This window comes from Bacillus sp. ILBB4 (genome assembly GCF_035064545.1).
GTDB lineage: Bacteria > Bacillota > Bacilli > Bacillales > Bacillaceae_H > Priestia.
In genome coordinates this window covers 101,005-127,615 of record NZ_JAIQVD010000004.1, presented here as the reverse complement: position 1 = coordinate 127,615, position 26,611 = coordinate 101,005, and the positions used below count along the sequence as shown (strand labels likewise).

Annotated in this window: 28 protein-coding genes and 1 pseudogene; 5 read left to right on the top strand and 24 right to left on the bottom strand. The window is 37.8% G+C overall.

From position 1 onward, the window contains the following. Nucleotides 1–308: 308 nt before the first annotated feature. The 3 genes from LAV82_RS17685 to gad form a co-directional block, all read right to left on the bottom strand. Nucleotides 309–1,475 carry an Ig-like domain-containing protein gene (locus tag LAV82_RS17685; RefSeq protein WP_499716596.1) on the bottom strand — a complete coding sequence of 389 codons (1,167 nt, stop codon included), beginning with the start codon at nucleotides 1,473–1,475 and terminating at the stop codon, nucleotides 309–311. 472 nt (nucleotides 1,476–1,947) lie between these two features. Then, the gene (locus LAV82_RS17680; RefSeq protein ID WP_211080215.1) at nucleotides 1,948–2,958 is read right to left on the bottom strand and encodes a hypothetical protein; all 1,011 of its coding nucleotides are present in this window, start codon (nucleotides 2,956–2,958) and stop codon (nucleotides 1,948–1,950) included. Nucleotides 2,959–3,173: 215 nt separating this feature from the next. Next, nucleotides 3,174–4,577: a glutamate decarboxylase gene (gene gad / locus LAV82_RS17675; protein WP_013057164.1), complete on the bottom strand. Its 1,404-nt coding sequence runs from the start codon at nucleotides 4,575–4,577 to the stop codon at nucleotides 3,174–3,176. Nucleotides 4,578–4,801: 224 nt separating this feature from the next. On the opposite strand from gad, the gene LAV82_RS17670 reads away from it, so the two are divergent. Both LAV82_RS17670 and LAV82_RS17665 read left to right on the top strand, forming a co-directional pair. Then, nucleotides 4,802–5,098 carry an LURP-one-related/scramblase family protein gene (locus LAV82_RS17670; protein WP_499716595.1) on the top strand — a complete coding sequence of 99 codons (297 nt, stop codon included), beginning with the start codon at nucleotides 4,802–4,804 and terminating at the stop codon, nucleotides 5,096–5,098. Between the two features lie 37 nt (nucleotides 5,099–5,135). After that, nucleotides 5,136–5,324 carry a hypothetical protein gene (locus LAV82_RS17665; protein ID WP_244856854.1) on the top strand — a complete coding sequence of 63 codons (189 nt, stop codon included), beginning with the start codon at nucleotides 5,136–5,138 and terminating at the stop codon, nucleotides 5,322–5,324. 58 nt (nucleotides 5,325–5,382) lie between these two features. Here the strand turns inward: LAV82_RS17665 and LAV82_RS17660 are convergent, their stop codons facing one another. The 11 genes and pseudogenes from LAV82_RS17660 to LAV82_RS17610 all read right to left on the bottom strand — a co-directional run. Further along, nucleotides 5,383–5,694, bottom strand: coding sequence for a YnaG family membrane protein (locus tag LAV82_RS17660; RefSeq protein WP_499716594.1), 312 nt, complete (start codon nucleotides 5,692–5,694; stop codon nucleotides 5,383–5,385). A gap of 131 nt (nucleotides 5,695–5,825) precedes the next feature. Continuing rightward, the gene (locus tag LAV82_RS17655) at nucleotides 5,826–7,787 is read right to left on the bottom strand and encodes a GTP-binding protein (RefSeq protein ID WP_499716593.1); all 1,962 of its coding nucleotides are present in this window, start codon (nucleotides 7,785–7,787) and stop codon (nucleotides 5,826–5,828) included. Between the two features lie 740 nt (nucleotides 7,788–8,527). Next, nucleotides 8,528–9,322, bottom strand: coding sequence for a formate/nitrite transporter family protein (locus LAV82_RS17650; RefSeq protein WP_499716592.1), 795 nt, complete (start codon nucleotides 9,320–9,322; stop codon nucleotides 8,528–8,530). A 188-nt stretch (nucleotides 9,323–9,510) separates the two neighbouring features. Then, entirely contained in the window at nucleotides 9,511–9,855 is a 345-nt protein-coding gene (locus tag LAV82_RS17645) for a Na-translocating system protein MpsC family protein (RefSeq protein WP_499716591.1), read from the bottom strand. Nucleotides 9,856–10,252: 397 nt separating this feature from the next. Continuing rightward, complete coding sequence (locus LAV82_RS17640; protein WP_028408436.1) at nucleotides 10,253–10,444, bottom strand: hypothetical protein; 192 nt, start codon at nucleotides 10,442–10,444, stop codon at nucleotides 10,253–10,255. A 114-nt stretch (nucleotides 10,445–10,558) separates the two neighbouring features. After that, the gene (locus LAV82_RS17635) at nucleotides 10,559–10,750 is read right to left on the bottom strand and encodes a hypothetical protein (RefSeq protein WP_025751820.1); all 192 of its coding nucleotides are present in this window, start codon (nucleotides 10,748–10,750) and stop codon (nucleotides 10,559–10,561) included. 101 nt (nucleotides 10,751–10,851) lie between these two features. Then, nucleotides 10,852–11,415 (bottom strand): MFS transporter, encoded by a 564-nt coding sequence (locus LAV82_RS17630; protein WP_499716590.1) that lies wholly within the window; start codon nucleotides 11,413–11,415, stop codon nucleotides 10,852–10,854. Beyond that, nucleotides 11,376–12,848, bottom strand: a complete 1,473-nt coding sequence (locus tag LAV82_RS17625) for an FAD-binding protein (RefSeq protein WP_499716589.1) — start codon at nucleotides 12,846–12,848, stop codon at nucleotides 11,376–11,378. The genes LAV82_RS17630 and LAV82_RS17625 overlap by 40 nt, the downstream gene beginning before the upstream one ends. A 198-nt stretch (nucleotides 12,849–13,046) precedes the next feature. Further along, the gene (locus LAV82_RS17620) at nucleotides 13,047–13,184 is read right to left on the bottom strand and encodes a hypothetical protein (RefSeq protein ID WP_014459963.1); all 138 of its coding nucleotides are present in this window, start codon (nucleotides 13,182–13,184) and stop codon (nucleotides 13,047–13,049) included. A gap of 79 nt (nucleotides 13,185–13,263) precedes the next feature. Further along, nucleotides 13,264–14,172, bottom strand: coding sequence for a methyl-accepting chemotaxis protein (locus tag LAV82_RS17615; RefSeq protein WP_499716837.1), 909 nt, complete (start codon nucleotides 14,170–14,172; stop codon nucleotides 13,264–13,266). Nucleotides 14,173–14,202: 30 nt separating this feature from the next. Beyond that, nucleotides 14,203–15,246: pseudogene (locus LAV82_RS17610) on the bottom strand (HAMP domain-containing protein); the annotation flags it as partial. Between the two features lie 149 nt (nucleotides 15,247–15,395). Here LAV82_RS17610 and LAV82_RS17605 point away from each other — a divergent pair. Continuing rightward, a complete protein-coding gene (locus LAV82_RS17605; protein WP_014459961.1) occupies nucleotides 15,396–15,620 on the top strand; it encodes a hypothetical protein in 225 nt (74 codons plus the stop codon). Nucleotides 15,621–15,649: 29 nt separating this feature from the next. Here the strand turns inward: LAV82_RS17605 and LAV82_RS17600 are convergent, their stop codons facing one another. After that, on the bottom strand, nucleotides 15,650–16,150 hold the full coding sequence (locus LAV82_RS17600) for a metallophosphoesterase family protein (protein WP_211079023.1): 501 nt from the start codon (nucleotides 16,148–16,150) through the stop codon (nucleotides 15,650–15,652). A 157-nt stretch (nucleotides 16,151–16,307) separates the two neighbouring features. Here LAV82_RS17600 and LAV82_RS17595 point away from each other — a divergent pair, with 157 nt between their 5' ends. Then, on the top strand, nucleotides 16,308–16,607 hold the full coding sequence (locus LAV82_RS17595) for a hypothetical protein (protein ID WP_013057177.1): 300 nt from the start codon (nucleotides 16,308–16,310) through the stop codon (nucleotides 16,605–16,607). A 147-nt stretch (nucleotides 16,608–16,754) separates the two neighbouring features. Next, nucleotides 16,755–17,864, top strand: a complete 1,110-nt coding sequence (locus tag LAV82_RS17590; protein ID WP_211079022.1) for a metallophosphoesterase — start codon at nucleotides 16,755–16,757, stop codon at nucleotides 17,862–17,864. A gap of 20 nt (nucleotides 17,865–17,884) precedes the next feature. Here the strand turns inward: LAV82_RS17590 and mug are convergent, their stop codons facing one another. The 9 genes from mug to LAV82_RS17545 form a co-directional block, all read right to left on the bottom strand. Beyond that, the gene (mug, locus tag LAV82_RS17585) at nucleotides 17,885–18,397 is read right to left on the bottom strand and encodes a G/U mismatch-specific DNA glycosylase (RefSeq protein WP_211079021.1); all 513 of its coding nucleotides are present in this window, start codon (nucleotides 18,395–18,397) and stop codon (nucleotides 17,885–17,887) included. A gap of 68 nt (nucleotides 18,398–18,465) precedes the next feature. Next, nucleotides 18,466–19,806, bottom strand: a complete 1,341-nt coding sequence (locus LAV82_RS17580) for a coiled-coil domain-containing protein (RefSeq protein ID WP_211079020.1) — start codon at nucleotides 19,804–19,806, stop codon at nucleotides 18,466–18,468. Nucleotides 19,807–20,406: 600 nt separating this feature from the next. Beyond that, a complete protein-coding gene (locus LAV82_RS17575) occupies nucleotides 20,407–21,216 on the bottom strand; it encodes a uroporphyrinogen-III synthase (RefSeq protein WP_499716588.1) in 810 nt (269 codons plus the stop codon). 27 nt (nucleotides 21,217–21,243) lie between these two features. Next, the gene (locus LAV82_RS17570) at nucleotides 21,244–22,008 is read right to left on the bottom strand and encodes an IclR family transcriptional regulator (protein ID WP_499716587.1); all 765 of its coding nucleotides are present in this window, start codon (nucleotides 22,006–22,008) and stop codon (nucleotides 21,244–21,246) included. Between the two features lie 131 nt (nucleotides 22,009–22,139). Then, nucleotides 22,140–23,504, bottom strand: a complete 1,365-nt coding sequence (accC, locus tag LAV82_RS17565; protein ID WP_499716586.1) for an acetyl-CoA carboxylase biotin carboxylase subunit — start codon at nucleotides 23,502–23,504, stop codon at nucleotides 22,140–22,142. Between the two features lie 28 nt (nucleotides 23,505–23,532). Further along, the gene (gene accB, locus LAV82_RS17560; RefSeq protein ID WP_013057184.1) at nucleotides 23,533–23,994 is read right to left on the bottom strand and encodes an acetyl-CoA carboxylase biotin carboxyl carrier protein; all 462 of its coding nucleotides are present in this window, start codon (nucleotides 23,992–23,994) and stop codon (nucleotides 23,533–23,535) included. A 22-nt stretch (nucleotides 23,995–24,016) separates the two neighbouring features. Continuing rightward, complete coding sequence (locus LAV82_RS17555; RefSeq protein ID WP_211079015.1) at nucleotides 24,017–25,012, bottom strand: 5-oxoprolinase subunit C family protein; 996 nt, start codon at nucleotides 25,010–25,012, stop codon at nucleotides 24,017–24,019. Continuing rightward, nucleotides 25,009–25,764: a 5-oxoprolinase subunit PxpB gene (gene pxpB / locus LAV82_RS17550; RefSeq protein ID WP_499716585.1), complete on the bottom strand. Its 756-nt coding sequence runs from the start codon at nucleotides 25,762–25,764 to the stop codon at nucleotides 25,009–25,011. Before pxpB ends, LAV82_RS17555 begins: the two co-directional genes overlap by 4 nt. A gap of 17 nt (nucleotides 25,765–25,781) precedes the next feature. After that, a complete protein-coding gene (locus tag LAV82_RS17545; RefSeq protein ID WP_013057187.1) occupies nucleotides 25,782–26,573 on the bottom strand; it encodes a putative hydro-lyase in 792 nt (263 codons plus the stop codon). Nucleotides 26,574–26,611 lie beyond the last annotated feature (38 nt).

Sequence of the window (26,611 nt, the reverse complement as noted above, 5' to 3'; positions counted from 1 at the left end):
TTTGGTACATAATTTAGCTCTTTCCTTATCCCCTTGGTCCTGTTCATTCCTTAAACTCTCAAGAACGTAATCATCATTATAATCTTCCATTATTAATTAATAATAAAGTTTTAGGCCTTAATTAGGTCTAAATAAGTGTACTTACTACGGAGTTATGTATTTTGCCTAAATAAAAAAGCAGACGCAATTGGTCTGCTTATAATACTAGCTATCCTGCTATCCTAACAGTCTGATTTTAGCTTTTGTGATTATTATTGGATTGATTTACCACTTAATGCATCGCAGATAATCTAAACAGTTTATCAATTTTAATGTTTCACAACAGTTACATACGTAACTTTACTTACATTATTCGAAGCATCTTTAGCAGTTACGTTTAATTTAGTTCCTTTTTTCTGTATAGGGATACTAACAGAGAATGCTCCCTTTAAATTTGCTTTTGCATACCCAATTCTATTCTTCCCTATATTAACAGTTACGGTAGAGTTAGCTTCTGCTTTTCCTGTCACAACCTTATCATTATCATCTACTTTATTAACTGCTGGCTTGTTTGGTGGAGTAACGTCAGCTTTTACAACTGTTATATAGGTAAGTTTACTTACATTTCCCGCACTATCTTTAGCGGTTACATTCAGCGTAGTGCCTGCTTTTTGAACTGGAATACTAACAGAGAATGCTCCCTTTGAACTTGCCTTTGCATACCCAATTCGTTTTTTACCTACATTAACAGTTACAGTTGAACCTGCTTCCGCTTTACCAGTTATAACTTTATCGTTATTGTCTACTTTATTAACAGTAGGTTTATTTGGCGCAACAGTATCTTTGTCAGCTTCAAATTGAGTAGAGATTCCATATATAGCATCATAATCATTTCCGTTTAGATCTAAAACAGGTATGTAATACGTGCCCGCTTTATTAACTTTATATCCTTGCACTTCCACTCCATCATCATATTCAGAACCTAAGTATTCTAAATAACCATGATCTTGATATTCATATTCAGTTGCTAAAAATAGTAAATCGATATTGGAAGTAGTATCTGTTCCACCCGCTACTAGTAAAGTCCCTTTTCCAGATACGTTCACCTTATAAAAATCTATATCAAGAGTATCGTCGAATTGTCCAAATGTTACTCTCTCGTTTAGTAGTGTATCTGCTATTTTGAAATCATCATTAGGCTCACTTTCATACATTGGCTGACCACTACTGCCCTTAATACTTGCACTTGGTGCATTAAATTTTTTCGTAGAAAAACCTTTAGGTGTTTCTAATGTAATTAAAGTTTGTTCTTTAATTTCCCTTAGCGCATAGGGATTAATAACATTATGATTTAACGGTTTATCAGATTTCAATCGGCTTTCAATTGTTTTCTTTGAAGACTCATAGTTATTTTCAGCTGCTTGAGTTGTGCTTACTGATAATGAGGAAGCTAGTAAACCTACAGATAATAATGAGATGATACCCTTTTTCTTCATTTAATCTCTCCCTTAACCATGTGTAATTACTTTATAACTACGACTATGATACTACTTAATTTTTAACATAACCATATAATTCTATATTCAAATTCCGACAAAACAAGACAACCATTTTTAATGGGGCTGTCTTCCTCTAAATCTTTTACTATTTTTATATCTTTATATCTATGGAGGAAAAGATGTTTAGTTTTATAATGTACTTTCTCTTTACGAAAGTGAAATGAACTATAAAATGAAGCATAGATAAATCATATATCGGTTGTATTTAAGAGTGTCAGTATCTAACATTTTTTGTTCTTTTGAAAGATAGAGAAAAAACTTTTCTATACGTTAGTTACTACGTTTTAATTTTTGAAAAATCCATTTTATTACAATTTATAGTCAACAGGAATTAAAATCCCAAAAGTATATATAATAGCTACTTTTGAGGTTTTGTATCGCTCTTTTTATGTTTAATAAACAGCTTATTTTATTGGTAACCGTCTAACGTAACATCAGTAATTGACCCATCACTAGGACTTACTTGATACCACCCTTGTGTAGCTGTATGCCCTTCTCCTGTTTCTTCATTATCAACAACATTTTCATAAACATGGATAATATAGTTTCCTGAGTCGTCAACGTGATCATATGCTACAAGGAGAGGTGAATCTTCAGATATGCCTTGCTGATCACGAACCAGCTGGATAGCTTGTTCGTGGGAAACTGTTTGTTCGGCTGTTTCCTCTTCCTCAATTGCTTCTGTATCTTCTTCTTGCTCTGGTTCTGATTCCGTTTGGGCCTCATCTTCTGAATCAGCCTGAGCTTCTTCCTCGTCCGCTTTGGCCTGAGCTTCCTCTTCCTCCTGCTGTTTCTTTTCTTCTTCTGCTAAACGTTCTTCCTCCGCTTTACGATCTGCTTCTGCCTGAGCTTCAGCTTCTGCATCCGCTTTGGCCTGCGCCTCTTCTTCTTTTTGTCGGTCTTCTTCTAGTTGCGCATAGTAATCATCTAATTCCTTTTCCATTTGCTGCTGTTCAAGGTCAGATAATTGCTTTTGTTGTTCTTGTATTTGATTTTGAAGCAAAGCAATTTGTTCTTCTGAAGCATTATCAACAAAATTGATGTTTTCTACATAATCACCACTCGCGTCAAAATTAACTTCCATCATACAAAAAACATTTTGCTCTTGATTAATGCCATAGTAAATATATTGATTGTCACCTACTTGGATGTACTGATAACCATTCATTACGTTTAATAAGTAATCACGATCAGCTTCTTTAGAATTAACAGCTTTTTTAATTGTGGATGCTTTTGTTTGTAATGTATTCGGCGATGATTCTTTTACAGCCGTTTTATTGCCATTTTCTTTAGTATGAACCGCTGTTGATTTCTCTGTAGGCTCTTCTTTTTGCGATACCGTTTCACTGGACTCATCGCTACAGGCTGCTAGCAATATAGCTAATAATGGAATACCAAAAGCAACTTTCAACATTTTCATAGACTATTATCCCCTTTTTTTATCTTTTTTTAGGTTTTACATAATTCTAAAGAACCACAAAACCTTAGGGGTTATTATACCAAAATTAAGAAAATATAAGAATATTTTCTTGTGTTGTTTATGAAATTTTTTGAAAAAAATATCTTTTTATGCATAAAAAAACACAAAGCCATATACTTTTTTCAGAACACGGCTTTATGTTTTCGTAACAGATGTTAATGATGAAATCCATTGTCGTATTTCGTGTCTTTAAGAACAGGTCTATCCAACGAGTTAAGAAATTCAACGGCTTGTTTGAAATTAACCATAAATAAATGAGCAAGGTCTCTTGAAAATCCATTTCTAACAACAATGCGCATGATTGTTATTTCTTCCATGTCTGCTGGGAGTGGGTAAGCAGGAACTTGCCATCCGTACGTACGCAGTTGTCTAGACAAATCATAAAGAGTCCAGTTTGGTGTATAGTCTTCTTTCAGTTTCCAAGCAAGAACCGGGATATCTGAACCATCAGCAAGAATTTCGAATGCGTCCATTTCTCCAATTTCTTTGCTAAGAAACAGCGCGTTTTCTTGGGAGGTTTTTTGCACGGCATAATAGCCGTCTTTACCTAAACGCAAGAAATTGTAGTACTGCAAAAGGACTTGTGCTCCTGGTCTAGAGAAGTTGAGCGCAAAAGTTGGCATGTTGCCCCCTAAATAAGAAACGCGGAAAATAAGATCTTCAGGCAAGTCCTCTTTTTCTCTCCAAATTACCCATCCCAAGCCAGGGTAAACTAAACCATACTTGTGTCCTGACACGTTAATGGACTTTACTCGCGGCAAGCGGAAATCCCAGATAAGGTCTGGTTGAAGAAATGGAGCGATAAAACCTCCAGAAGCAGCATCTACATGGATAGGAATATCCAACCCTGTTTTTTCCTGTAACTCATCTAATGCTTTTGCGATAGCAGCAATTGGTTCGTAAACCCCTGTATACGTGACTCCAAGAATCGGTACGACGCCAATTGTATTTTCGTCAACCGCATTAATCACGCCTTCTGCATCTAAATAAGGATGATCTGGATTAATGTTCACATAACGAGGCTCTACGTCCCAATAGTTTGCGAACTTCTCCCATACCACTTGAACCGATGAACTAAATACAATATTGGGGCGGTCCGTTGATAGCCCTTTACTTTTACGCAGTTTCTGCCAGCGTCTTTTTAACGCTAGTCCACCAAGCATACATGCTTCAGATGAACCTGTAGTAGAAACGCCCATCGTGGTATCAGGATTAGGTGAATTCCACAAATCCGCTAAAATACGTACACATCTCTCTTCAATAGCCGCTGTCTGCGGATACTCATCTTTATCGATCATATTTTTATCAAAAGATTCTCCGTACAAACGCTTTGCATCAGGCTCCATCCACGTAGTAACAAACGTAGCTAAATTCAAGCGGGCATTTCCGTCTAAAGCAATTTCGTCATGAATGATTTGATAAGCCGTTTCCGGAAGCATACCTTGATCACCGATGCGCAGTCTTGGAATCGTCACTTCTCCTTGTCGAGAAAAAAGCGGATTAACAGGAAATTCATCAGGTAAATTTTTTTGTTCACGATGTGGGTGCCATTGAGGCATAAAGTATCATCTCCTTATGTATATCTAACAAATTGCTTTACGTTCACCTGGTGCTATAACAAGCAGGTCTCCTTTACACATTATGAGCTTTGAAACCTATTTTCATTCTTTTCATTATCCGCAGCACATAAGGGTGACCTTTATTTAGTGATACTCATAAAAATCTGCTTGGCACAACTCAAAGGTTAAAAAATATGGTAATATATTCTAAATGAGGTTTTCGGATGGAGAAACAAGGGATTATCTTGCAAGACAAGTTTTTCGAATTAGGTGAATCTCCTATTTATAATGAATCACAAGACGTTGTTGGAAATGTCACATATAAGTTATCTATTGCTAATAAATTTGAGATTTTAAAGGAAAAAGAAATTATATTTACAGGTAAATCTAAAATGTTTGCCCTCAAGCCAAAGCTGATTATTTCTGATCATCAAGGAAATGAAGTTGGCATGATTCAACGGAAATTCACTTTTTTTAAAAAAGAAGTATCTTTATATCAGAAACGATGGCGATACATATGAAATTACGGGGAATATAACAGATCGCAAATTCAACGTTTTGCGTTCCGGCGTTCCTATCATTCAAGTCCGCACACTCTCTTCTTTTCTGTCATTACGTCCCCACACGTTTGCTTTAGAATTTCTCGAACCTGATCTTGATAAGTGGGAAGGAATTGCGGTTGTACAAGGCGTAAGGATGATGGTGAAAGACGAAAACAGCAGTACAGCTACTGCTCCGGCTCAATAGTGGTTATATGATATTAAAAAACGAACAAACTTCAATATAAAGTTTGTTCGTTTTTTAATTAAGGGCCAAATACTAATGTACCGATGACATGGTAGCTAATTGGTACAAGAAACAAGATGATATTTAAAATAATCCCCCATAGACAGAGCTTGTCTTTTTTTATAAAGAAACCAATAATTGCAGGAACAATCATGAGCGGAACTAAAAAGATAGGTGCGATAATAGGCAGTCCTTGAAGCTTTTCAGCCGCAATAAGTCCTGTAAAAAAGTTAAGGATCAATAAAGTATTAATAATGACATATAAAAGTGAAATTCCTCCAAGAATCCCACCTATTATCCCACTTTTAGTTGTTTTAACAGTGGCATCCACGTTTCTATCACCTCTTTTTTAGAAATATAAGTAAACTATACTATAATGTGGTTTTTATTGTAAAGATATGAAGAAAATAACTAATGAAAGCCCATTACAAAAAAGCACTGTAGCGATTGCTACAGTGCTTTTTATAAACAGTGCATTTTTTCCTCTGCTTCTTTCCAAGGAACCGTATAGCCCTGTCCTTTGGCGCAAAAGACGGAGGATGAACTGTATTCGGGATCCGCCTCTTTATTGTAGCGGATTCGTTCAATAACTTCTTCTTCATTATGACAGCGTTCATACCCTCCGAATAATAGAGACATCGCTCCTTTTCCATGCGTAAAAGATGCTAGCGTCGAACCGTAGGTCATAAAAGTAGCAACAGGAACTTTTCCTGTAATAATCGCTTTGTTTTCGGTTGTTACAGGAGAATCAAAGCGACCGTGTGCGCTTTGAACATCAGCTAATACTCTTCCCATTTGATCAATATCTACTTTAATTTTAAAGTCATAATACGGTTCCAGCACAATGTTTTTGGCTTTTTCTAACCCTTGTCGTAATGCTCGGTACGTTGCTTCTCTAAAATCTCCTCCGCTTGTATGCTTGTTATGAGCTCGTCCGGTACGCAACGTCACTTTTATATCAGTAATAGGCGAACCTGTCAGCAAACCGTGATGCGGCTTTTCAAATATATGCTGACGGACTAGATTTTGATACCCAAAGGACAAATCGTCGGCGTGACAAGCATTTTCAAAAGTAATTCCGCTGTTTCGTTCCGCTGCTTCTATTTTCAAATGAACTTCTGCATAGTGTTTCAACGGTTCAAAATGCCCGTAGCCCATCACTGTATTTTGAATGGATTCTTTGTACAAAATTTCTGGTTCTTCAAACTGTACGTTTATATTAAAACGTTCTTTTATCAGTTTTTCGAGAACTTCAAGCTGAATTGCTCCCATCACATGAATATGAAGTTCTTGAGTCTTTTCTTCCCACGTCACATGTAAAGAAGGGTCTTCAACATCTAATAATCGAAAAAGTTTAATTCCTTCTTTTGGATGAACAGAAGGCTCAAAAACAACTTTTGATTTTAACGTAGGCAAAAGTTCGTAGGACCGGCTTTCTTTTAACGTTCCAAGACCGTCTCCAATCGATGCTGAAGACAATCCTGTAACTGCAAAAAGTGCGCCGGCTGAACCTTCATTAACGTTTTTAAATGTGCTTCCGTTATAAGCGCGAATTTGAGTAATTTTTTCTTCGTATAGCTCTTCGTTTTTTTCATAAGCCACTTCATCACGCACCTGCAGTGTCCCGCTAAGAGCTTTGATAAACGTGATACGCATGCCGTTTTCATCGTGCCGAATTTTATATACACGCCCTGAAAATGCTTCTTCCTTCGAGTAGCGAGTTTCTGTTAACAAATCAACCTTCTCTAAAAATTCTTTAATACCGATGTCTTGTAAAGCTGAACCACTCGCACACGGGAAAAGCTGATTGGCTTGAATAAGCTTTTGCATAGCCGCTCTCCAATAAGCTTGATCATTCTTACCTTCCATAAATGAATCTAGAAGCTCTTCATCTTTTTCAGCTATAAATTCAATAAGTTCCTCACTTAACGAGCCATCTAGAAGCTCTGACGTTATGTCAAAAACATCGGGGGTTAAGTTGTGTTTAATATCATTTATAACACGTTCAGGATCTGCTCCTACACGATCGATTTTATTGATGAAAAAGAATACGGGCACACGATGTTTTTGAAGCAGCTGCCAAACCGTTTCTGTATGGCCTTCGACTCCTTCTACTGCACTTAAGATAACAATGGCATAGTCCATCACTTGAATAGAACGTTCCATTTCAGGTGAAAAATCGACGTGGCCCGGCGTATCAATTAAATAGTAAGTAGAACCGTTATATGAAAAAGTTCCTTGATCGGCAAATACCGTAATTCCTCGTTCTTTTTCAATCGCATGGGTATCAAGAAAGGAGTCTTTGTGGTCAACTCTTCCTCGCTGTTTAATACTTTTTGTATGATAAAGAAGCTGCTCGGAAAACGTAGTCTTCCCTGCATCCACATGCGCTGCAATGCCGATTGTTTTATTAGATTGTTTCATTGTTCAATACCACCTTACTGCTGTATGTATAGCTGTTACTCTCTATTTTATAATAATCGTAAGAAAAAGTGGACGACAAAGAATTAGAGCTGCTTACATCAAAAAAGAATGCGTGATTAAACACCGCATTCCTTTCTTGTACGGCTTTTGGTATCTTTTTTGCCTTTTGCTATAAAAATAGCTGCTATAAGGCACCCAATTCCAGCTCAATGCATGATGTTATTACCTGTCGCGCCTAGACTGTTACTAGTCAACCCAACTAAAATGCTGCCAAATATAATCAATAAAACAGCAAACATGAACTTCAATTTCTTCACTCTCCGTTAGTAAGTTATTAAATATGATTTGCATATGGATCATATAAACCAGTAAGTAGTAATAGACTTGCTGATAAAATCAATGTTCCTGCGATTAACAAACTGTTGCTACATACCTTTTTTCTCTTCTTGCGTAAAAACATTCCTGATATAAGAAATAGTAGTGCGACAGATAGTAGAATTAACCCTATACCAATATTCAATCTTTCTTTCTCTCCCTTATGCATGTATTCCTTATCATCTAGTCAACCATAATATTATTATGAAAATAAAAAAACGAATTTGAACGTTTACCCAACCTTAATTGATTTATATGTTATCATACATAAATTGTTAAAAATACATTTTTTTACCTTTCACTATCAAAAAAGCAGCCTCTTTACTAAGAGACTGCTTTTTTTTAATGACAACTGATAAAACCGCTTAAGAAGCTTTTTTTAATTGTTCTTTTTGTTTTTGTTGATAAGAAGAAAAATAAATAAGACCTACAAATACAGCTCCGCCTATCATATTTCCAATAAAGGTAGGGACAATATTTGTCATAAAATCAAACCAAGTAAAGTGACCTGCAAAAATAGCAGCGGGAATAATAAACATATTGGCTACAACGTGCTGAAAGCCAATCGCAACAAATGCCATAATAGGAAACCAAATACCAAGAATTTTCCCCGTAACATCTTCAGCACCGTATGAAAGCCAAATAGCTAAACATACAAGCCAGTTGCAGCCCACAGCGGAAATAAGCGTTTTAAAAAACGTTTCATCAATTTTAGCTTGAGCAATTGCTACCGTTTTATCTAAAAAAGGCCCTGTTTCTGTTAAACCTACAATATGTCCAAAGAAATATGCAATAAATGCGGCACCTAAAAAGTTAGCAAGCGTGACCCAAAACCAGTTATGAAGCAAGTGACGAAGTGAAATTTTTCTTGCATACAAGGCAATGGAAACAGACATCATATTCCCTGTAATAAGCTCCGCTCCCCCAAGTACAACCAGCATAAGACCTACAGGAAAGACGGCCCCTCCTAAAAGATTCGATAAACTTCCCCATTCAGCTGGTAAATTACCAATTACGCGTACATCTAGTAAAAAGCCAAGCGCAATAAACGCGCCTCCTAAAAACCCAAGCATGAGAATGGAAGAAAGGGATAGCTTCGTTTTTGAAATCCCTGCTTCTAAAGCGATGTTTAACATTTTATCCGGCTTGTGAAATGCCATAAAACTCCTCCTTAACTAAAAAAGGCAGCACTCAAAAACACCTTTTACACAAGGTTTTTGAATGCTGCCTAATAATCCTGCACTTTCTTTACAGTATATCAGTCATCATTATCTATAATAAAATCAAATAAAAAACAAGCAGATCCTACTTCTCCTTCATTTAATTAAATTATGTATTTTACGTTGTTCTACTGAATATTGGTTTCAAACACAAACACAGAAACAGCGATATCTTCTTCTACTTTGATATCAGAAAATAAGTACTCCAGCTTAGCTCCTAACAAGTCTTCAAACCCCTCTGGAGGAGATGAAGCGTACAGGTTTTGAATAAGCTTTGTTCTTGCCATATGTACCGTCTCTTTACCTTCGGTTGTTCTCGCGATAAATTGTTCAGCTGGCGTTAAGTTGCCGTACAAAGTTGAAATAGCCATATTTTGAACAAATACAGTATGAATTCGTTCTGGACCTTTTCCAAAAAGTTTTTTGCGCAGCTTTCGGATAATATCATTAAAATCATGTATTTTCTTAGACACTGGTGTATGCCCCCGCTTATCTCGAGTATGTCTATCCTGCTCATTCAAGTTTTCAACTAAGAATAAGTTACATTATACATGACGACGTTTACATTGTATACAATGTATCTGTTTTATCCCCGTTAATCCAAACAATCGCAAAACCATTACGAAATGATAAAAAAATCCTTCACTTATTAAAGTGAAGGATTACCTTTATATCTCTACTTAAAGGTTACAAATGGATTCTCAGTTATCAAAGAAATAACTAAGAACTTTGACAAAATAGCATGTCAAAATAGTCAAGTGGTATGTTTGTACCAGTAGTTAATGCTATCATGTTAAAGTCATGGAATCCAATTAGTTTACTTTCATAATACTTTATTTAATTTAAATATTCTTTTTTGATAGGTAACCCTTAATCTTCATCACGATCTGCTCTAAATTCATCATCAGATAATGAATTTAGTTGATGGCTAAGCTTTTCGTAGTTATCTTGTTTTTGGTTTTGTTGTACATCATTAGATATAGGAGCTTCACTAGAAACAGTAGACTTTTTTCTAGTCTCTTCGCCTCCGCTAACTCCAAACCCAACATTGTTATCTGTCATCGGATTCACCTCTTTAACTGTTATTATAGAGAATTGCTCTAAAAAAATAACAGGAAACAAAAGGGATTACCACTTAGCTAATAGTGGTCCAAGCTTACTTACGCCAAACCGTATTTAAATAAGGAAATGACCCGCTTTAACCCCATAGGCAATACCAACAAAAAAACTTGCTATACCTAGTGTTTGACTTTTACATACATACTTTATAGTTAAGCCTGGAATCAGACCCCATATAATGATGAAAATAGCGAACGATACTATAATAGAAGACCATGCATCTTGCCCTGATATACTTATACCTTGCATAAACGTTTCTCCTTTCAGTACTTATATCGGGAGAACATAAATTTTTTATAGTATCTTATAATACGAACTAAAAAATTCAAGCGACCTGTCCATATAAACTTTTACAGCGAATGGTGGCGTTCAAGCTCAATTGTTTTTGGTTTTTGCCATATTAATACCCCTGCTGCTACGTACATAAACGAAGTGATGTAAAAAAGGCTGCCGATTGTCAGAAAATCAATGATATACCCTGTTGCAATCACGGCTAAAGCTGCCCATATAGAGGTCCATAAATGATAGTGTCCTACTTGTTTTCCTGTATGAGCACGATCTGTCTGCCTAGATAACGCTATTTTTTCTGAAGTTTTCTGAAGAGCTCCAAGTAGCCCCATTATAATCTGAACGATATACACCTGCGTGATCGTTGTTAAAACAGGAATAACAAGCATAACAACGGCCATCCCAAACGTATATAAAAGAAGCAAGCGCTTTTCTCCTACTCTGTCACTCCATGAACCGATCAACGGATGACTTAAAGCTGCGGTTAAAGCGAAAATTCCGTAAGCTAAGCCAAATTGCGAATAACTATCTCCAAGATTCCGAAGCAATAAAAGATAAAAAGGAAACACAATACTGCTTGCAGTAATCATAAGGCTTTGTGAATATAAGAGTTGTTTGTATGCCATTTTCCATACTCCTTATAAAATAAATTAACGAACGTTTCGTTCCGATCATATTTTCTTTTTAAATTAAAAAAGGCGGTTGTATGAGGGTAAGCCTCTTCTAACTGCTTCTTGCTTGGGTAGCCGTAGTAAGGCAAATAATAGCTTCCTTGATGCTGAAGCGTAACATCTACCATTTTTCTGACAACTCTTTGTGTATCAGAGATGCCTTGATGGTCTTTTTTCTGGTTAATAAGTAAAACGAGAGCAAACATGTCGTCTTTTGCATAAGACATGACTGCTTTATTGTCTTTCTCTACATAGCGAACGGTAATGTTCAATAAATTTAATTTCTCTGTTGATAACACTTCGCGTAAATCATCGATGTAAGAAGCAAATTCATCAACCGGAACGAAGTATTCCTGTAAAACTTCCGCTCGGCTAGCACTTTCGTATTCCATAAAATCACTTTCAGAACGCATAACATTATTTCTTGTTTCAAGCCGTCCATTTTGTCTTAAGAAATAAGCCTTTTGTGTTTCCCACAGCATATCTTTTCCCCAGTCACTGTACCGAGACAGCCCTAGCATAAATTTAGGAAGTGCCACTATTTTTTCTGTTTTGAGCGGTTCGTTTGCAGTAGAAGTATTTTGAGAAGATAAACGGTAGTTTGTGACGTACATATCTGTTAGTAATTGATTAGGAGAAACAGAAATACGCGCCATATGCATACGAACGTCAGGATTATGCTGTACGTAGTTTTTAAAATACGCTGTATACTGCCTATAATCTAAGCGAATAACTTCATCTTCATACCATTCATCGTCTGTCAAACGAAGCGTCACATCTAAAATGACTCCAAATAACCCGTATCCTCCGTTTACTAAAGAAAACAGCTCAGGGTGTTTTGTCCGGCTAATTTCGATAATAGATCCGTCCGCCTGCAGGAGACGCATAGATTTTACCGTATCCATTAAAGAACCGTATCGAATATCTCTGCCGTGTACGTTCACGCTAATAGAACCTCCAACGGTAAAAATATTTTGTGATTGCATAACTTGAAGAGCAAGACCGTCTTTATGTATATATTGCTGAATATCATTCCACGTTGTCCCGCTTTGAACCCTAATTTCTTTTTGACGTGGCTTGTAATCTATAATTTTATTGTACTGCTTCATATCAAGTAAAATAGCATTCGGATAGTACGTCTGCCCTCCTTGGCTGTGCTGCATGCCTGCAATCGCTATTTTTTCATGATGCTGTGAAGCGGTTTTCACCCAATCTTTCAGCTGTTTTTCAGTTGTTCCATGCTTTATTTCTTTGACTTTTGTAGGAAGAAGCCGAGCAACATCCCCCATTACAGGGTGGCTTTGCTGCTGTTTATAAATATGATAGGAGGAATATGAACCTACTAGATAAAAAGATAAAAAAGTTCCTAACAACACGTTTTTCTTCATTCTAAACTGTAAGCTCCTTTCTTTATTTCTGTGAAATTATACCATATAAAAAGTGAAATAACACTATAAAAGTGTAATTTTACACTAATTTACAACTTATTTTGAGAAAGTATATGAAAAAATTTGTAATTTAATGTATGTTAACCTTATTGAAACAAAAAAAAGAAAAGACACTGGGTCTTTTCTTTTTTTGTTTCTTTATTTTTCAGCTTCGTATGCAACTAAAGCTACTCTTTTTCCTAACGTTTGTTGAAACTGCTCTTCTAGCTGTTTAAGCTTCGCATGCATATCATCGTTAATTGAAGCTGGCTCAAAGGTCATTTTTGTTTGCTCCATTAGATACTGTCACCTCTTTCATGTGTGTATGTTCTACTTTTTCCAATATAAAAGAGGTCTATGACGATTTGACGAAAGTTTACAAATTAAATTTGCTAATGAGCGCTGTTAATTGTTCTGCCATTTGAGACAGAGATTGTGCGGAAACAGCAATTTCCTCCATTGAAGCCAGCTGTTCTTCAGTTGATGCAGCCACTTCTTCAGATGTAGCTGCATTTCCTTTAGCAAGGATCGCCATTTCACCCGCTGTACGGGCCACTTCTTCAACCGCTGCTGAAATTTGCTGAGCAGTCGCAGCAACTTCTTCTACTTGCGGAGTCGTTTCATTCATGCTGCTTAGAATTTGTTCGAATTTTTGAATAGCCGTTTGTGATATTGTTCGTCCTTCTTCAACTTTGTTTGTAACTTGCTCCATTGTATGTACAGATTCCTGAGTATCTTGTTGAATCGCTTGAATAAGCTCAGAAATTTGAGACGCGGACACTTGTGATTGTTCTGCCAGCTTTCTCACTTCCGCTGCTACAACGGAAAACCCTTTTCCATGTTCTCCAGCTCGTGCCGCTTCGATTGCAGCATTTAAGGCTAGTAAATTTGTTTGAGCAGCAATGCCGCTGATTACTTCTAAAATGGTTCCAACTTCTTTTGAACGTTGAAACAAAGTACGAATCGTTGTATTAGACAGCTCGACGGATTGAGAAATGGATTCCATTTGTTCGACCGTTTCTCTCACGGCTTTTCCGCCTTCTACAGCTTCAGACGTTGTGTGATTTGATAGCTGAGAAACAATTTCTGTACGCTTGGCAATGGTAGAAACTCCTTGGACAATCTCATCTAAAGAAGCTGCATTTTGGTCAATAACAGCCGTTTGTTTTTCCGCGCTAGAAACCACTTCTTGTATCGCAACCGATACTTGTTCAGTCGCAGCGCTCGTTTGCTGTGAGCTGGCCGTTAGCTCTTCTGAAGAAGCAGCCACTTGTTCTGCACTCATTTCAACATTTTGAATTAATGTGCGAAGATTGTTTTGCATCTGACTAAAAGCATACCCTAACTCGCCGATTTCATCCTTTGAATTGACGATAATCGCTGTTGTTAGATCTCCTTCACTAACGCTCAGAGCCTGATTCTTAAGCTGTTTGAGCGGTTTAATAATCGATTGCAACACCGCAAAAATGGTAAGACTCCCGATTATCAGACAAGCTACAATAATAAATAGTGTTTTGTAAAAGATAGGCTGTGCTGCTTCACTAACTTCTGATGAGTACATAGTGCCTGCAACTTTCCAGCTTGTTGTTTTATTTGTAGTAAAGACCATCTTTTTTTCATCCCCGTTAAAGGTATAATCAAAAGACCCGGAGCTCTTTGCATAAAGCTTGTCAAAAAGAGAATCTGTCGCTTTTGTACCTGCTTTTTCCGTAGGGTGAACAATATATTTTCTTTCTCCATCCAAAAGAAATGGATATCCTTTTTCTCCGATTTTTACTTTGCTGACAGCTTTATTGATGCGGCTTATATCTAAATTTAAAGCAATAACCCCTGTGCCATCCGCCGTTGTTTTCGCTACAGTAATAACGGTCTGACCTGTAGAGGCTGATGGATAAGGTTCAGTGACAACTGTTTTTCCTTTGTTTTGCATGGCTAGCTTGTACCAATCTCGCTTTCTGGGATCATAGCCTGCTTGTATCACTTTTTTAGGCGATTGAATAAACTTCCCCTGCTGATTTCCTGTAAAAATGCTGACGGCTTCTGGATGAAGCGAAGCATATAAGTTAAAATCTTTCCTTAAAGTAGCCATATCTTTTTCATTGTAGCGCTCGTTGTTTACCACTGATGCAAAAAACTCTACATCATGAATTTTTGGTCCAATGGTATCGTCAATCACTGAATTAATGGACTGTACATTTTGCTGTGCTGTGTTAATAATTTGGTTTTCAATTTCATGTTTCGCCGTTATGTAAGCTGATACACCTATCGTAACAGATGGCACTAATAAGATCGCTGCAAATGCTAGCACCAGCTTTGTCTTAAAGTTATTAAGGGACCTTTTTTTTCTTACTCTCTCCATGCTATGTAGCCTCTCTCTCCGTAGTTAAAAGTGATCGTGCACTTTCTTTCTATCGGCAAGACTTCATATTCCTTTAGTCATCGAGTGTATACATAATTAACAATGGGTGTGAAAAGATAAGAGTACGATAAAAAAAGTAGGTGATTTTAATGGAAGAAAGTAAAAACAGCAAGTCTTTTTCAATGTTTGAAACAGAAAAGGTTCAGCGCGGGGAAGAAAAAGATATTTTTAATATCTATAAAGAAGGAGTAAAAATTGCAGAAGTAAGAGGAACGGATCCTCAAACTCAGCAGGTTATTCCGATGCATGACTTAAATGATTACGAAGAAAATAAGCTTCATGAATATATTGCTCATTTAGACCATACAACGTAAAAATGCTAAAACAAGAGCCCTCTCTTGTTTTAGTTCTTAGAATCATAAAAAACATGTTCAAAATGCAGCGTGTTTTTTTGTATGTACAGCAGTCCAAACGAAAATTGCTTTTCACGCCGCTTGTCAGTAGCGGAACCTGGATTAAACAACGTAATATCACCAATTTGCTTATGAACAGGAATGTGGGAGTGACCGAAAATTATTGCGTCAACTTGTTCATGTTCAAATGCCAAAAGCGCACGTTTTTCAGTCGTTTTTCCTTTGCCATGACCGTGGGTTACACCAATCGTAACGTCGTCAAACGGAAGAAGTAATGAAGATGGAAGTACTTGCTGAAGCTCTTCACTGTCTACATTTCCAATTACCCCGTGTACAGGAGCAAACACACGCAGGTCATTGTATACATCTATCGTTTGAAAGTCTCCAGTATGAATAATAGCATCAGCTGTTTTCAGTTCGGCTAGAAGTCTTTCCGGAAAATGTTTCGCTCTTTTTGGAATATGAGTGTCGCCTAAAATAACGATCTTCATTCGTCATACGCTCCTTTTTCGTTCATTTATGGTGTAGTGTAGCGTATTACGTTGGAATGAAGCAACTCTATACGGAGCGTCAGGCAAAAAATTTCTCTTTTTCGTTTAAGTTTGCGAAAATACGTTACATACTAAGTTACAGAATGGAGTTTTCAAAATGGAAGTAAAAATTAATCGAAACGCAGCAAAAGTGTTAAAAAATGCGTTGGCTAGTCCAGAAGGTCAAGGAAAAATGATTCGTGTATATGTAACTATCGACCACGGTGATCACGCGCATTATGATTGGAAATTTGATACGCCGACTGAACATGATGAAATCGTAAAAACAGATAAAGATATCGATATCATTTTAGATAAACGCGAGAAATTTTTAGAAGGCGTATGGATTCAATATTTCCACGTTCCAGAGCCTGAATTTGTGATTAGCAGCCTTCACCACGCGCATCACCATCATTAATACAAAAAACACACCTCTAAAACAGGTGTGTTTTTTCGTTTGTGTGACAAGCAAAAATTTTATTGATAAGAAGAAGAGATAAAATTTTGTTGAAGCAATAAAAATGAGCTATAGTGGAATTACAGATGAAAGAAAAGAGGTTAGCGTATGAAAGTAAGTGTGTTAGTAAGGTCTATTTTAGTTGTTATTTTATATAATTTATTCGTTCTGTACATCGGATGGAACGCTTGGATGTGGCTTCACACAATGTTTGAAGTGGAAAACAAATGGATTCTTACGGTGATCGTTGTCTTTTTTGCTTATTCCTTTATCATCAGTCGTGCGTTTCAACAAGTGAGCATATTTAAAATTGTGGGATCGTACTGGTTAGGATTTATTCAATATTCGGTGCTTTTGCTTCCTATAAGTAATCTAGCCGTATATATTCTTACTCTTCTAGGCGCTTCACTTTCTACAGCTATCGATTCAATTGGATTTTTCATGATTGCCGCTTTTTTATTCATTTTTGCTTATGGTACGTATAATGCTTACAGTCCTGTGGTAAGAAAATACACGATTTCACTTGCTAAAAAAACGAATCGGAAAAACCTTCGCATTGCTGTAGCATCTGATATGCACTTTGGCACATTGTCGGGCAAAAAACATTTGCAGCGGTTAATCACTCATGTACAAAAGATACAGCCGGATCTTATTTTACTTCCTGGAGATATTATTGACGATGATCCCCACGTATTCTTTAAAAAAGAAATGGATTCTATGATGAAACAGCTAAAAGCCCCTTTAGGCACATATGGAATTTTAGGAAACCATGAGTATTACGGCGGGAAGATCCCTCAGTTTGTGGAAAGAATGAAAGAAATGAACATTCCTATTTTAATGGATGAAGTGTTAAACATAGGTGATAGCTTGTATTTAATAGGAAGAAAAGACAAAACGGACAAAAACCGAGACAGCTTTTTCGATTTAGCGATTGAAACGGATCGTTCCCTACCTGTCATTGCAATGGATCATCAGCCGCTTTCTTTAAAAGAAGCGGAACAAGCAGGCGTAGATTTACTTCTATGCGGTCATACTCACAGAGGGCAAATGGCACCTAATCATTTAATCACCAAGCGGTTATTTGAAATTGATTGGGGCTACAAGCAAACTAATCAACTGCATACCATTGTCTCTTCAGGATTTGGCTTTTGGGGTCCTCCGCTTCGAATCGGGAGCCGATCAGAAATTATTCAAATTGATATTTCGTTTACAAAATAGAGAAAGCCTTGAGGCTTTCTCTATTTTAATGTACACAGCAGCTTCGGAAGCTCTGCATAAATGGCGACTACTTCATCTACTTTCATTCGAACGAGCCCGCTTGAAGACGGGGCAACAAAGTCCATTATTCCTGATACCATCGATTTCTCTTGTTTACCCCACTTTACTTGCTTGCGCCCGCTGTACTGCTGATAGACACCTTTTCCAACAAAACAAACGATTTTAGGCGTATATGTAGCTATTTTTTTCTTTAAGATTTCTCTGCCTTCTGCATATTCTTCTTTTGTAATCTCATCAGCTGCCTTTGTAGGACGCTCTACAATATTGGTTAAACCGTATCCTAGCTGGAGCAGCGAGTGATCTTCCTCCGGATGATATTTACGATCTGTCAAACCTGCTTTATGAAGAATCGTCCAGAAACGATTGGTTGGATTCGCAAAATGATGCCCCGTTTCCCCGGAACGGATGCTTGGATTAAAACCGACAAATAAAATATCTAAGTTGGGTTGTATGTGATCAAAAATAGAATTCATAGTCATACGCTCCTTACAATGTAAAAAGAAAACACCCAAATTGGATGTTTTCTTTTTACTATACCCTATTAAATACGAACTACGCGTCCGTTGAATTTTTGTTTCCAGTAGCCGCTGCTCATGTTTGCAATTGCAACACCTGTTGAGCTTTGAGCACCGATGAACTTGCCGCCTCCTACATAAATGCCAACGTGGCCGTCTTTTTTATATGTATCGAAGAAAACAAGATCGCCAGGTTGCATTTGACTAGAAGACACTTGTGTTCCAGCATGCTTTAACGTCTCTGTACTTACAGATCCAAGAGGTCCAAGGTTAACGCCTACTTGAGAATATGCCCAGTGTACAAATGACGAGCAGTCAAATAAACCGTGGCTAATATCAGACTGGCTGCGTCCTCCGCCAAATACGTAAGCAGAGTTTCCAATCCAGCGGTTTCCTACTGTTACAACATTGCTAGCTTTTGGAGCCGGAGCGCTTGTAGGTGCCACATCATTGCTGCTTGCTTTTGGTGCTTCTGCCTTAGCAGACGATGAATCGGCTTTTTCAGCTGGTGCAGCCGCTGCTTTTTGAGCTTGCTCAGCTGCTTTCTTAGCTGCCTCTTTAGCCGCTTGTTCAGCTGCTTTTCTTGCTGCTTCTTCTGCAGCTTTTTGATCTTTAATATTTTGTTCAAGCGTAGACTGTTCATTTGCAAGAGAGCTGTCTTTTGCTTGTAGAGAAGCTTTTAGTTCTTCATTTTTTGCTTCTTTATCTTTTAGTTCTTTTGCCAGTGCATCTTTTTGTTTCTTTTGAACTGCTAGCTGGACAGTCATTTCATCCAGTTCCGCCTTCATGTCTTCTAAGCTAGCAAGCTTAGATTTAACATCCGCTTGTTTTATTTTTAATTCGTCTTGCATATTTTTAGTTTCTTTTAAAATACCACGGTCTGCATCTACAATAGTCGAAACAGCTAGCGCGCGGTCTACAAAATCACCAAAACTTGAAGAACCAAGTAAAACTTGTAAATACTCTACGTTACCGCCGCTTTCTTGCAGGGAACGTGCACGATCTTTTAAAATATCGTTTCGCTTTTCAAGTTTTTCTTGAAGCAGCTTAATTTCTTTTTCAAGCTGCTCTACTTGTTTAGACGTTTCTTTAATATCGGCTTCTGTTTTTTGGGCTTTTTTATTATTTTCTTCTTCTGCTATTGTTAATCGCTCAAGCTGTGCTTTCATTTGATCTTGTTCTGCTTGAAGGCGTGTCAATTCATCAGAAGCTGCTTTGATGTTAGATTGCACATCTTGACGCTGATTTTGAATTTGAGATTTTTGCGATTCCATATCTTGAATGGTAGAGGCATACGTTGGAGTTGATAAAACTCCTCCGAGGCCTAATAAAACCGTTGTGTTAAGTAAAAGCATTTTCTTTTTCAATATGAATTCCTCCGCTTTCTTGCTCTGTTAAACTAGTAATTCCTAATTATGTATCAATATGTATAAAAGTCTGACAATTTATGTAAAATTCACTGTATTTGTCGATAAATAGCTAAATATGCTAATGAAAATCTACGAAAATTATACCACGATAAACGTTGAAAAAAAGAATAACAATATTACAATTGTATTTCAGTAGTGTAACAATTAACGCTTGTGTATACATTCATCTTTCACCTGCAAAAATATACCTTTATATCCCTGTTAAAATAAATAATCTACCGGGCTTTACACAGCACTGTTTTTAACATGATAAAATAGGCGATCAAGATTTTTTAAGCTGGTTGGATATAAGTTATCGCTAAAGAGAACGTAACAATTTTTTAACATCTACGTCTGTTTTTTTACCTTTTTCTACTATTTTTACAATATTTGAAAATGATTTTCTGAAATAGTAACAAATCTATGTTTATCTGTCGTTTGCACGTATTTAAAACGAGAGTGATAGATAAGTGATAGATAATTATCAAACAATATTCGACAACGCTTGGATGAAGTCATACAAAAGACCTTCTCACTGTGAGGCGAGAAGGTCTTTTGTTAATCACGCTGCTGATAATAATGTTCTAAAGCTACAATTGCACTTCCCATTCTTTCTTGATCAGGAATAACAATACGATCTACTCCTTCTTCTTTTAAAGCAGCAGCGGTTACTTTTCCTACGGATACAGCTACTACAGAGCTTTTAAAGAGTTCTCGAATGTGATCAGCTTGTCCGTGTTCTCTTGCAAACGAAAATAAAAATCGGGCCTGCGGAGCGCTTGTGAAATTAACAGCATCAATTTTTCCGCTTATTAATTCGTTTATAAGCTGTTCCATGATTTCTGCTTTTGGCGGAATATGCTGATACGGTAAAATCTCTTTAAATTGGGCTTTTTGATTCGATAGAAAGTCAATCAATTTTGGTGCAGGATCTCCGTGAAGCTGAAGCGCTACATGCTTTCCTTCAAAAGAAAATGAATGAAGTGCCCTGACTAGTCCCGCTGTACTTCCATCATCATCTCGAACGGTTGGAGTAACACCGAGCTTTTTTAACATATTTACGGTTTTATACCCGCGTGCAGCAATATTAGCTGCTTTTAAAGAAGACAGAAATTCATCCGCCAGTCCTAGCTTATCTGCTGTTTTATACAAAATTTCCGTCCCGACGCCTGTCGTAAAAATAAACCAATTATAATTTCCTTTTACCAGTTCTTTAATATCTGCTTCTAAGTGTGTGTCATCTAAAAAGATTGTTCCTTGTGCAGGTCGTACAAGCGGGATCCCGCCAAGGTTTTCAACAATTTTGCTGATTTCTTCTACTTTACGCTGACCTACGAGTGCGACTGTTTTTCCTTCTAATCGTTTCAATGGTCTACCTCCATTTTTCTATGTATGCTACTTTAATGATCCTTGATAACCGAGTTTTTCAGAAATTAGGCTCGCCGCTTCTGTTACTTTTTGAATAATGAACGGCAGTCTGTCTCCTTGAAATCTCGCTTCAATTCCCGCTACGCTAATGCCTGCAACCACTTCATTTTGATGATTTACAATCGGCGCGCTCACGGATGTTGTAAAGTTTTCTAATTCAGAGGTGCTAATGGTATACCCTTTTTCTTTTGCTTCTTTTAATACATTTCTTAGCTTCTTTTGATCTGTAATGGTTCCAATACCTATTGGAGCTAGCTCCGTTTGAGTAATATATTCCTCTTGTTCTTTTTCGGGTAAATGCGCCAAGATAATGCGTGAACAAGCTCCTGCATAAAGAGGTGAACGCCTTCCAATTGATGTATAAAGACGCACTGGATGAAGCGTATCTACTTTTTCAATATACATAGCTTCATTCCCATCTCGTACAATTAAATTAACCGCTTCTTCTACTTCATCTCGGAGCGCTTCCATTACAGGCTTTGCGATATTTCTAATATCTAAGCGATTAGCCACTAGCTGACCAAATTGCAAGAATAAAAGTCCTAGCGAATAGTATCCTTGCTTGTCTTTTGTTAAAAATCCCATCTCTTCAAGCGAACCAACCATCCTGTGCAAAGAAGTTTTCGGAACGCCTGAATATTCCATCATTTCTGTGAAGGTCAGCTTAGGGTGCTTGATAAAAAGCGTGAGAATCTGCATGGATTTAACCACTGTTTTATTGTTAGCTTGCATAAAACCTTCTCCCTTATTTGTGCGAATACATGTATTTGATAGACGTATAGCTTACTAGCTAATGATATGTTCTTTTTATTATACATGAAGAAAAAAAGGAAAGCACTCCCTTATAAGAGCACTTTCCTTTCTTACACCGTTTCTAGTTCTTTAATTGAAATAGGGTTACTTTCTAGAAATTTGGTTGTAAAATCCCCTTCCTTAAAAGAAGGATGGTTCAGTAATTCTAAATGAAAAGGAATGGTTGTATGAATACCTATAATGATAAACTCTTCGAGCGCGCGTTTCATTCGTTGAATCGCTTCATTTCGATCTTTCCCCGTTACAATTAATTTCGCCACCATTGAATCATAAAATGGGGAAATTTCATAGCCTGGGTAAACGGCGCTGTCTACACGAACCCCGTAGCCGCCAGGAGGTAAATACATCTCGACTTTTCCAGGGGAAGGCATAAAGTTTTTAGCCGGATTTTCTGCATTGATCCGACATTCAATTGCCCATCCCTTTAACTGAATATCCTGCTGAGAAAATGATAGCGGGTAGCCTGCTGCTACTGAAATTTGTTCTTTAATTAAGTCAATGTTTGTTACAAGTTCTGTAACGGGGTGTTCAACTTGAATTCGTGTATTCATTTCCATAAAGTAAAAATGCCCGTGCTTATCTAACAGAAACTCGACTGTTCCGACACCTGTATAATCAACTGCTTTAGCTGCCGAGACCGCCGCTTTGCCCATTTTAGCACGAAGGTTTTCATCTACCGCAGGAGACGGAGCTTCTTCTACCAATTTTTGATGACGGCGTTGAATCGAACAATCTCGTTCACCTAAATGAACCACATTCCCTTCTTCATCAGCAATGATTTGAATTTCGATGTGTTTTGGCTCTTCTAGGTACTTTTCAAGATATACGCCGCCGTTTCCAAAGGCTGTTTCTGCTTCATGCTGAGCTTGACGAATGGCTTTTTCTAGCTCCTCTTCGCTATGAGCTAGACGCATTCCTTTTCCGCCACCGCCCGCTGTAGCTTTTACGATGATTGGATAGCCTATTTCTCGTGCTACTGGAATAGCGGTGCTGCTATCTTCAATCAGTCCTTCCGTGCCAGGTACAATAGGCACGCCGGCTTGTTTCATTGTATCTCGCGCTACAGCTTTTGCCCCCATTTTACGGATGGCTTCCGCTTTTGGACCAATAAAGGTAATATCATAGGATTCACACATCTCAGCAAAATCAGCATTTTCAGCTAAAAACCCATAGCCGGGATGAATAGCGTCTGCCTTGGTTACTTGCGCTACGGTAAGCAAATTACGAATGTTTAAGTAGCTTTCTTTAGAAGACGTTTTGCCAATACAAAATGACTCATCTGCTAGCTTCACGTGAAGTGCATCTTTGTCTGCTTCTGAATACACGGCCACGGTTGCAATCCCCATCTCTTTACAAGCCCGAATGATACGAACTACAATCTCGCCGCGGTTTGCGATTAAGATCTTTTTAAACATAATGACTCCTCCTGACAGTATGTATACTTTAGCGTGATTTTACGGTAAATAAAGGCTGTCCAAACTCAACAACATCCCCGTCTTTCACAAGAATTTCAAGCACTTCTCCTTCCATTCCCGCATCGACTTCATTAAACAGCTTCATCGCTTCAATCACACATACAACATCTTTATGTTCAATGGTTTGTCCTACTTGAACAAAGGGATCGGCGTCTGCTTCTGGCTTGGCGTAAAAGGTTCCAACCATTGGTGATAAAATTTGCTTTTCATTATTGTCTGCTGCGTTTACAGACATAGAATCTTGGGGCGCTTGCTCAGTGGCAGCGGCTTTTACTTCATCTGTTTTCACTTCTGTAACAGCTGTGTCCTCTAAAGGAATTCCTGCTTTATCAATGACAACTTTTGTTCCTTCATGTTCAATATGGAGCTTTTGAATACCAGATTCATTCATTAATGAAACAACTTCTTGCAATTCACGTACGTTTATCATTTCTTGTCACTCCCGTTTTGTGTTATTTAGTTGACGCAAGGTTAACAGCAATCTTCAATTCTTGAAGCATCTGTTCTTTTTCTAAATAGATTTTTTCCGCTTCATGAAGCGAAATGTGAGAAAAGTAAATGGATTCTCCAGGCTTTACTTGAGCTAAAAGCGGTAAATCCGCTGTGATGACTTGAGCAATTTTAGGGTATCCCCCCGTGGTTTGACGGTCTGCTAACAGGATGATGGGATTTCCATCCGGCGGGACTTGAACAGAACCTTTTGAAACAGCTTCGGACAATAACTCTTTTTTTTCTTGAAGCTGAAGAGAAGGTCCATCCATTCGATAGCCCATTCGATCTGATTGATTCGATACTTTAAAAGGCTCTTTCGTAAAATGACTTTTGCTTTCAGCTGTAAATAAATCGTATTGACTGCCGTTAATAACACGGACACCTGGTTTCTTTGTAAAATGAACAAATTCCTTATAATTTACGGACCATGAAGAAGTATATACTCCGTTTATCAGTTCATTTGAAAGAAAAGCAGGCTTTGAAACAGCAGGAACAGATAGAGGTAAAACATCGTCTGTTTGTAATGCTCTTCCTTTGTAGCCCCCGATTTCACCTCTTAAATACGTACTTTTACTATTTAACACTTCATCAATAGCAAATCCTCCTGCTACAGATAGATAGGAACGGCACCCAGTTTTGCAAGGACCAAATGATAAAGTGCTTCCTTTTGGAATAAATAAAGGTTTCCACATCGGGACTAGCTTTCCGTTGACCGAAGGAGCTAAATCTCCTCCGGTAATTGCTACTAAACAATCACTTTCTATTTCAAGGGTAGGCCCCATTAGCGTAACTTCAAGTCCTGCTTCTTTTTCATCGTTACCAACTAGTAAATTAGCAATTCGAAGGGAATAAGAATCCATTGCACCGCTTACAATCACACCGTGCTGCTGAAACCCTCTTCTGCCTAAATCTTGAATGCTCGTTAATAACCCGGCTTTACTGACTCGCATACTCATTTCTCCCCCTCCTTTGCCTGCATTTCTTGATACTCTTCTTTAGAGATAGGCTCGAATTTTATAATATCTCCAGCCTGCAGCAAACTTGGGGGATTTTGTTCCGGCAAAAACAGTTTAATAGGCGTTTGACCAATTAACTGCCATCCTCCAGGAGTAGAAATAGGATACACTCCTGTTTGCATTCCCGCAATACCAACCGAACCGGCAGGAATAGAGGTGCGAGGAGACGGCCGGCGAGGTGTAGCAATTCTTTCAGATAATCCTCCTAGAAATGGAAATCCAGGAGCAAACCCAATCATGTACGCTAAGTATTCACCTTCAGAATGAATACTAATTACCTCTTCAGTTGTTAAGTTATGGTGACGAGCGACATATTCAAGGTCAGGTCCATACTCGCCTTCGTAGCAAACTGGAATGGAAACCGTACGATGGTCTAATTCTTTTTCTGTCTGTTCGTTTTCTAGTTTACTTTGAACGATAGAAGACACTACTTCAAAAGGAGAAACAAATTCCTTCTTCTGCTTTTTTTCCACGGCTGCTACAACTTCAAGAGGGTTATAGAAAATTGTAAGATTTGTAAATGCCGGCACGCATTCAACAAATCCAGGGAAAGGATTTAATTCTATCGAATCTTTACACGTTTTAATTTGTTTATGAATGTCGTACTGAATGCTATCTCCAAACGTTATAACAAGCGCTGAGTCGCCAAGAGGAGAAATAACAGCCGACGCTTTTGTTACGGTTTGATTCATATCTACACCTCTTTCTTTTATAAAACACCTAGTTTTTCATCTCGAATATCTGTGATAAACATATGCCCCGGAGCATGTGTAATCATAATAGAAGGTTTTGTTGCCATTGCTACTGCTTGAGGAGTTACACCACAAGCCCAAAATACGGGCACTTCCCCTTCCTTAATCGAAACAGCATCACCAAAATCCGGAGAGTGCAGGTCTTGGATCCCTATTGCAGCCGGATCTCCAATGTGAACAGGCCCCCCGTGCACAGCTGGAAAACGTGAAGTTACTTGGGCTGCCCGCACTACGTCTTGCTGAGGAATTGGACGCATACTAACTACCGTCGAGCCGTGGAATATTCCCGCTTCAGCGCATGAAATATTTGTTTTATACATAGGAACATTACAGTTTTCTTCAATGTGACGAACAGGTATGTCGTTGTTTAAAAGCGCGTGTTCAAATGTAAAGCTGCAGCCGATAAGAAAAGCAACCATATCTTCTGTCCAGTAATCTGTGATATCGGTTACTTCTTTTACTAGTTCCCCATTTTCATAGATTCGATACTTTGGAATGTCTGTACGAATATCTCCGGATGGAGCTGCGAATTTTGGCACCGGAGATCCAACGTCTGTGACATCTAAAAGAGGACACGATTTAGGGTTACGCTGACAGAACAATAGAAAGTCAAAAGCTTGTTGCTTTGGTAAAATAGCTAAATTAGCTTGAGCATAGCCGTTTGCCATGCCTGCTGTTGGTTGAATAAGCTGATTGTTACGGATTTGCTGACGAAGTTCAGCTGGAGTTAGTTGTGAAAGGGTTGTCATGTTTCTATCTCCCATCATTGCCCGCACGCAACTTACGT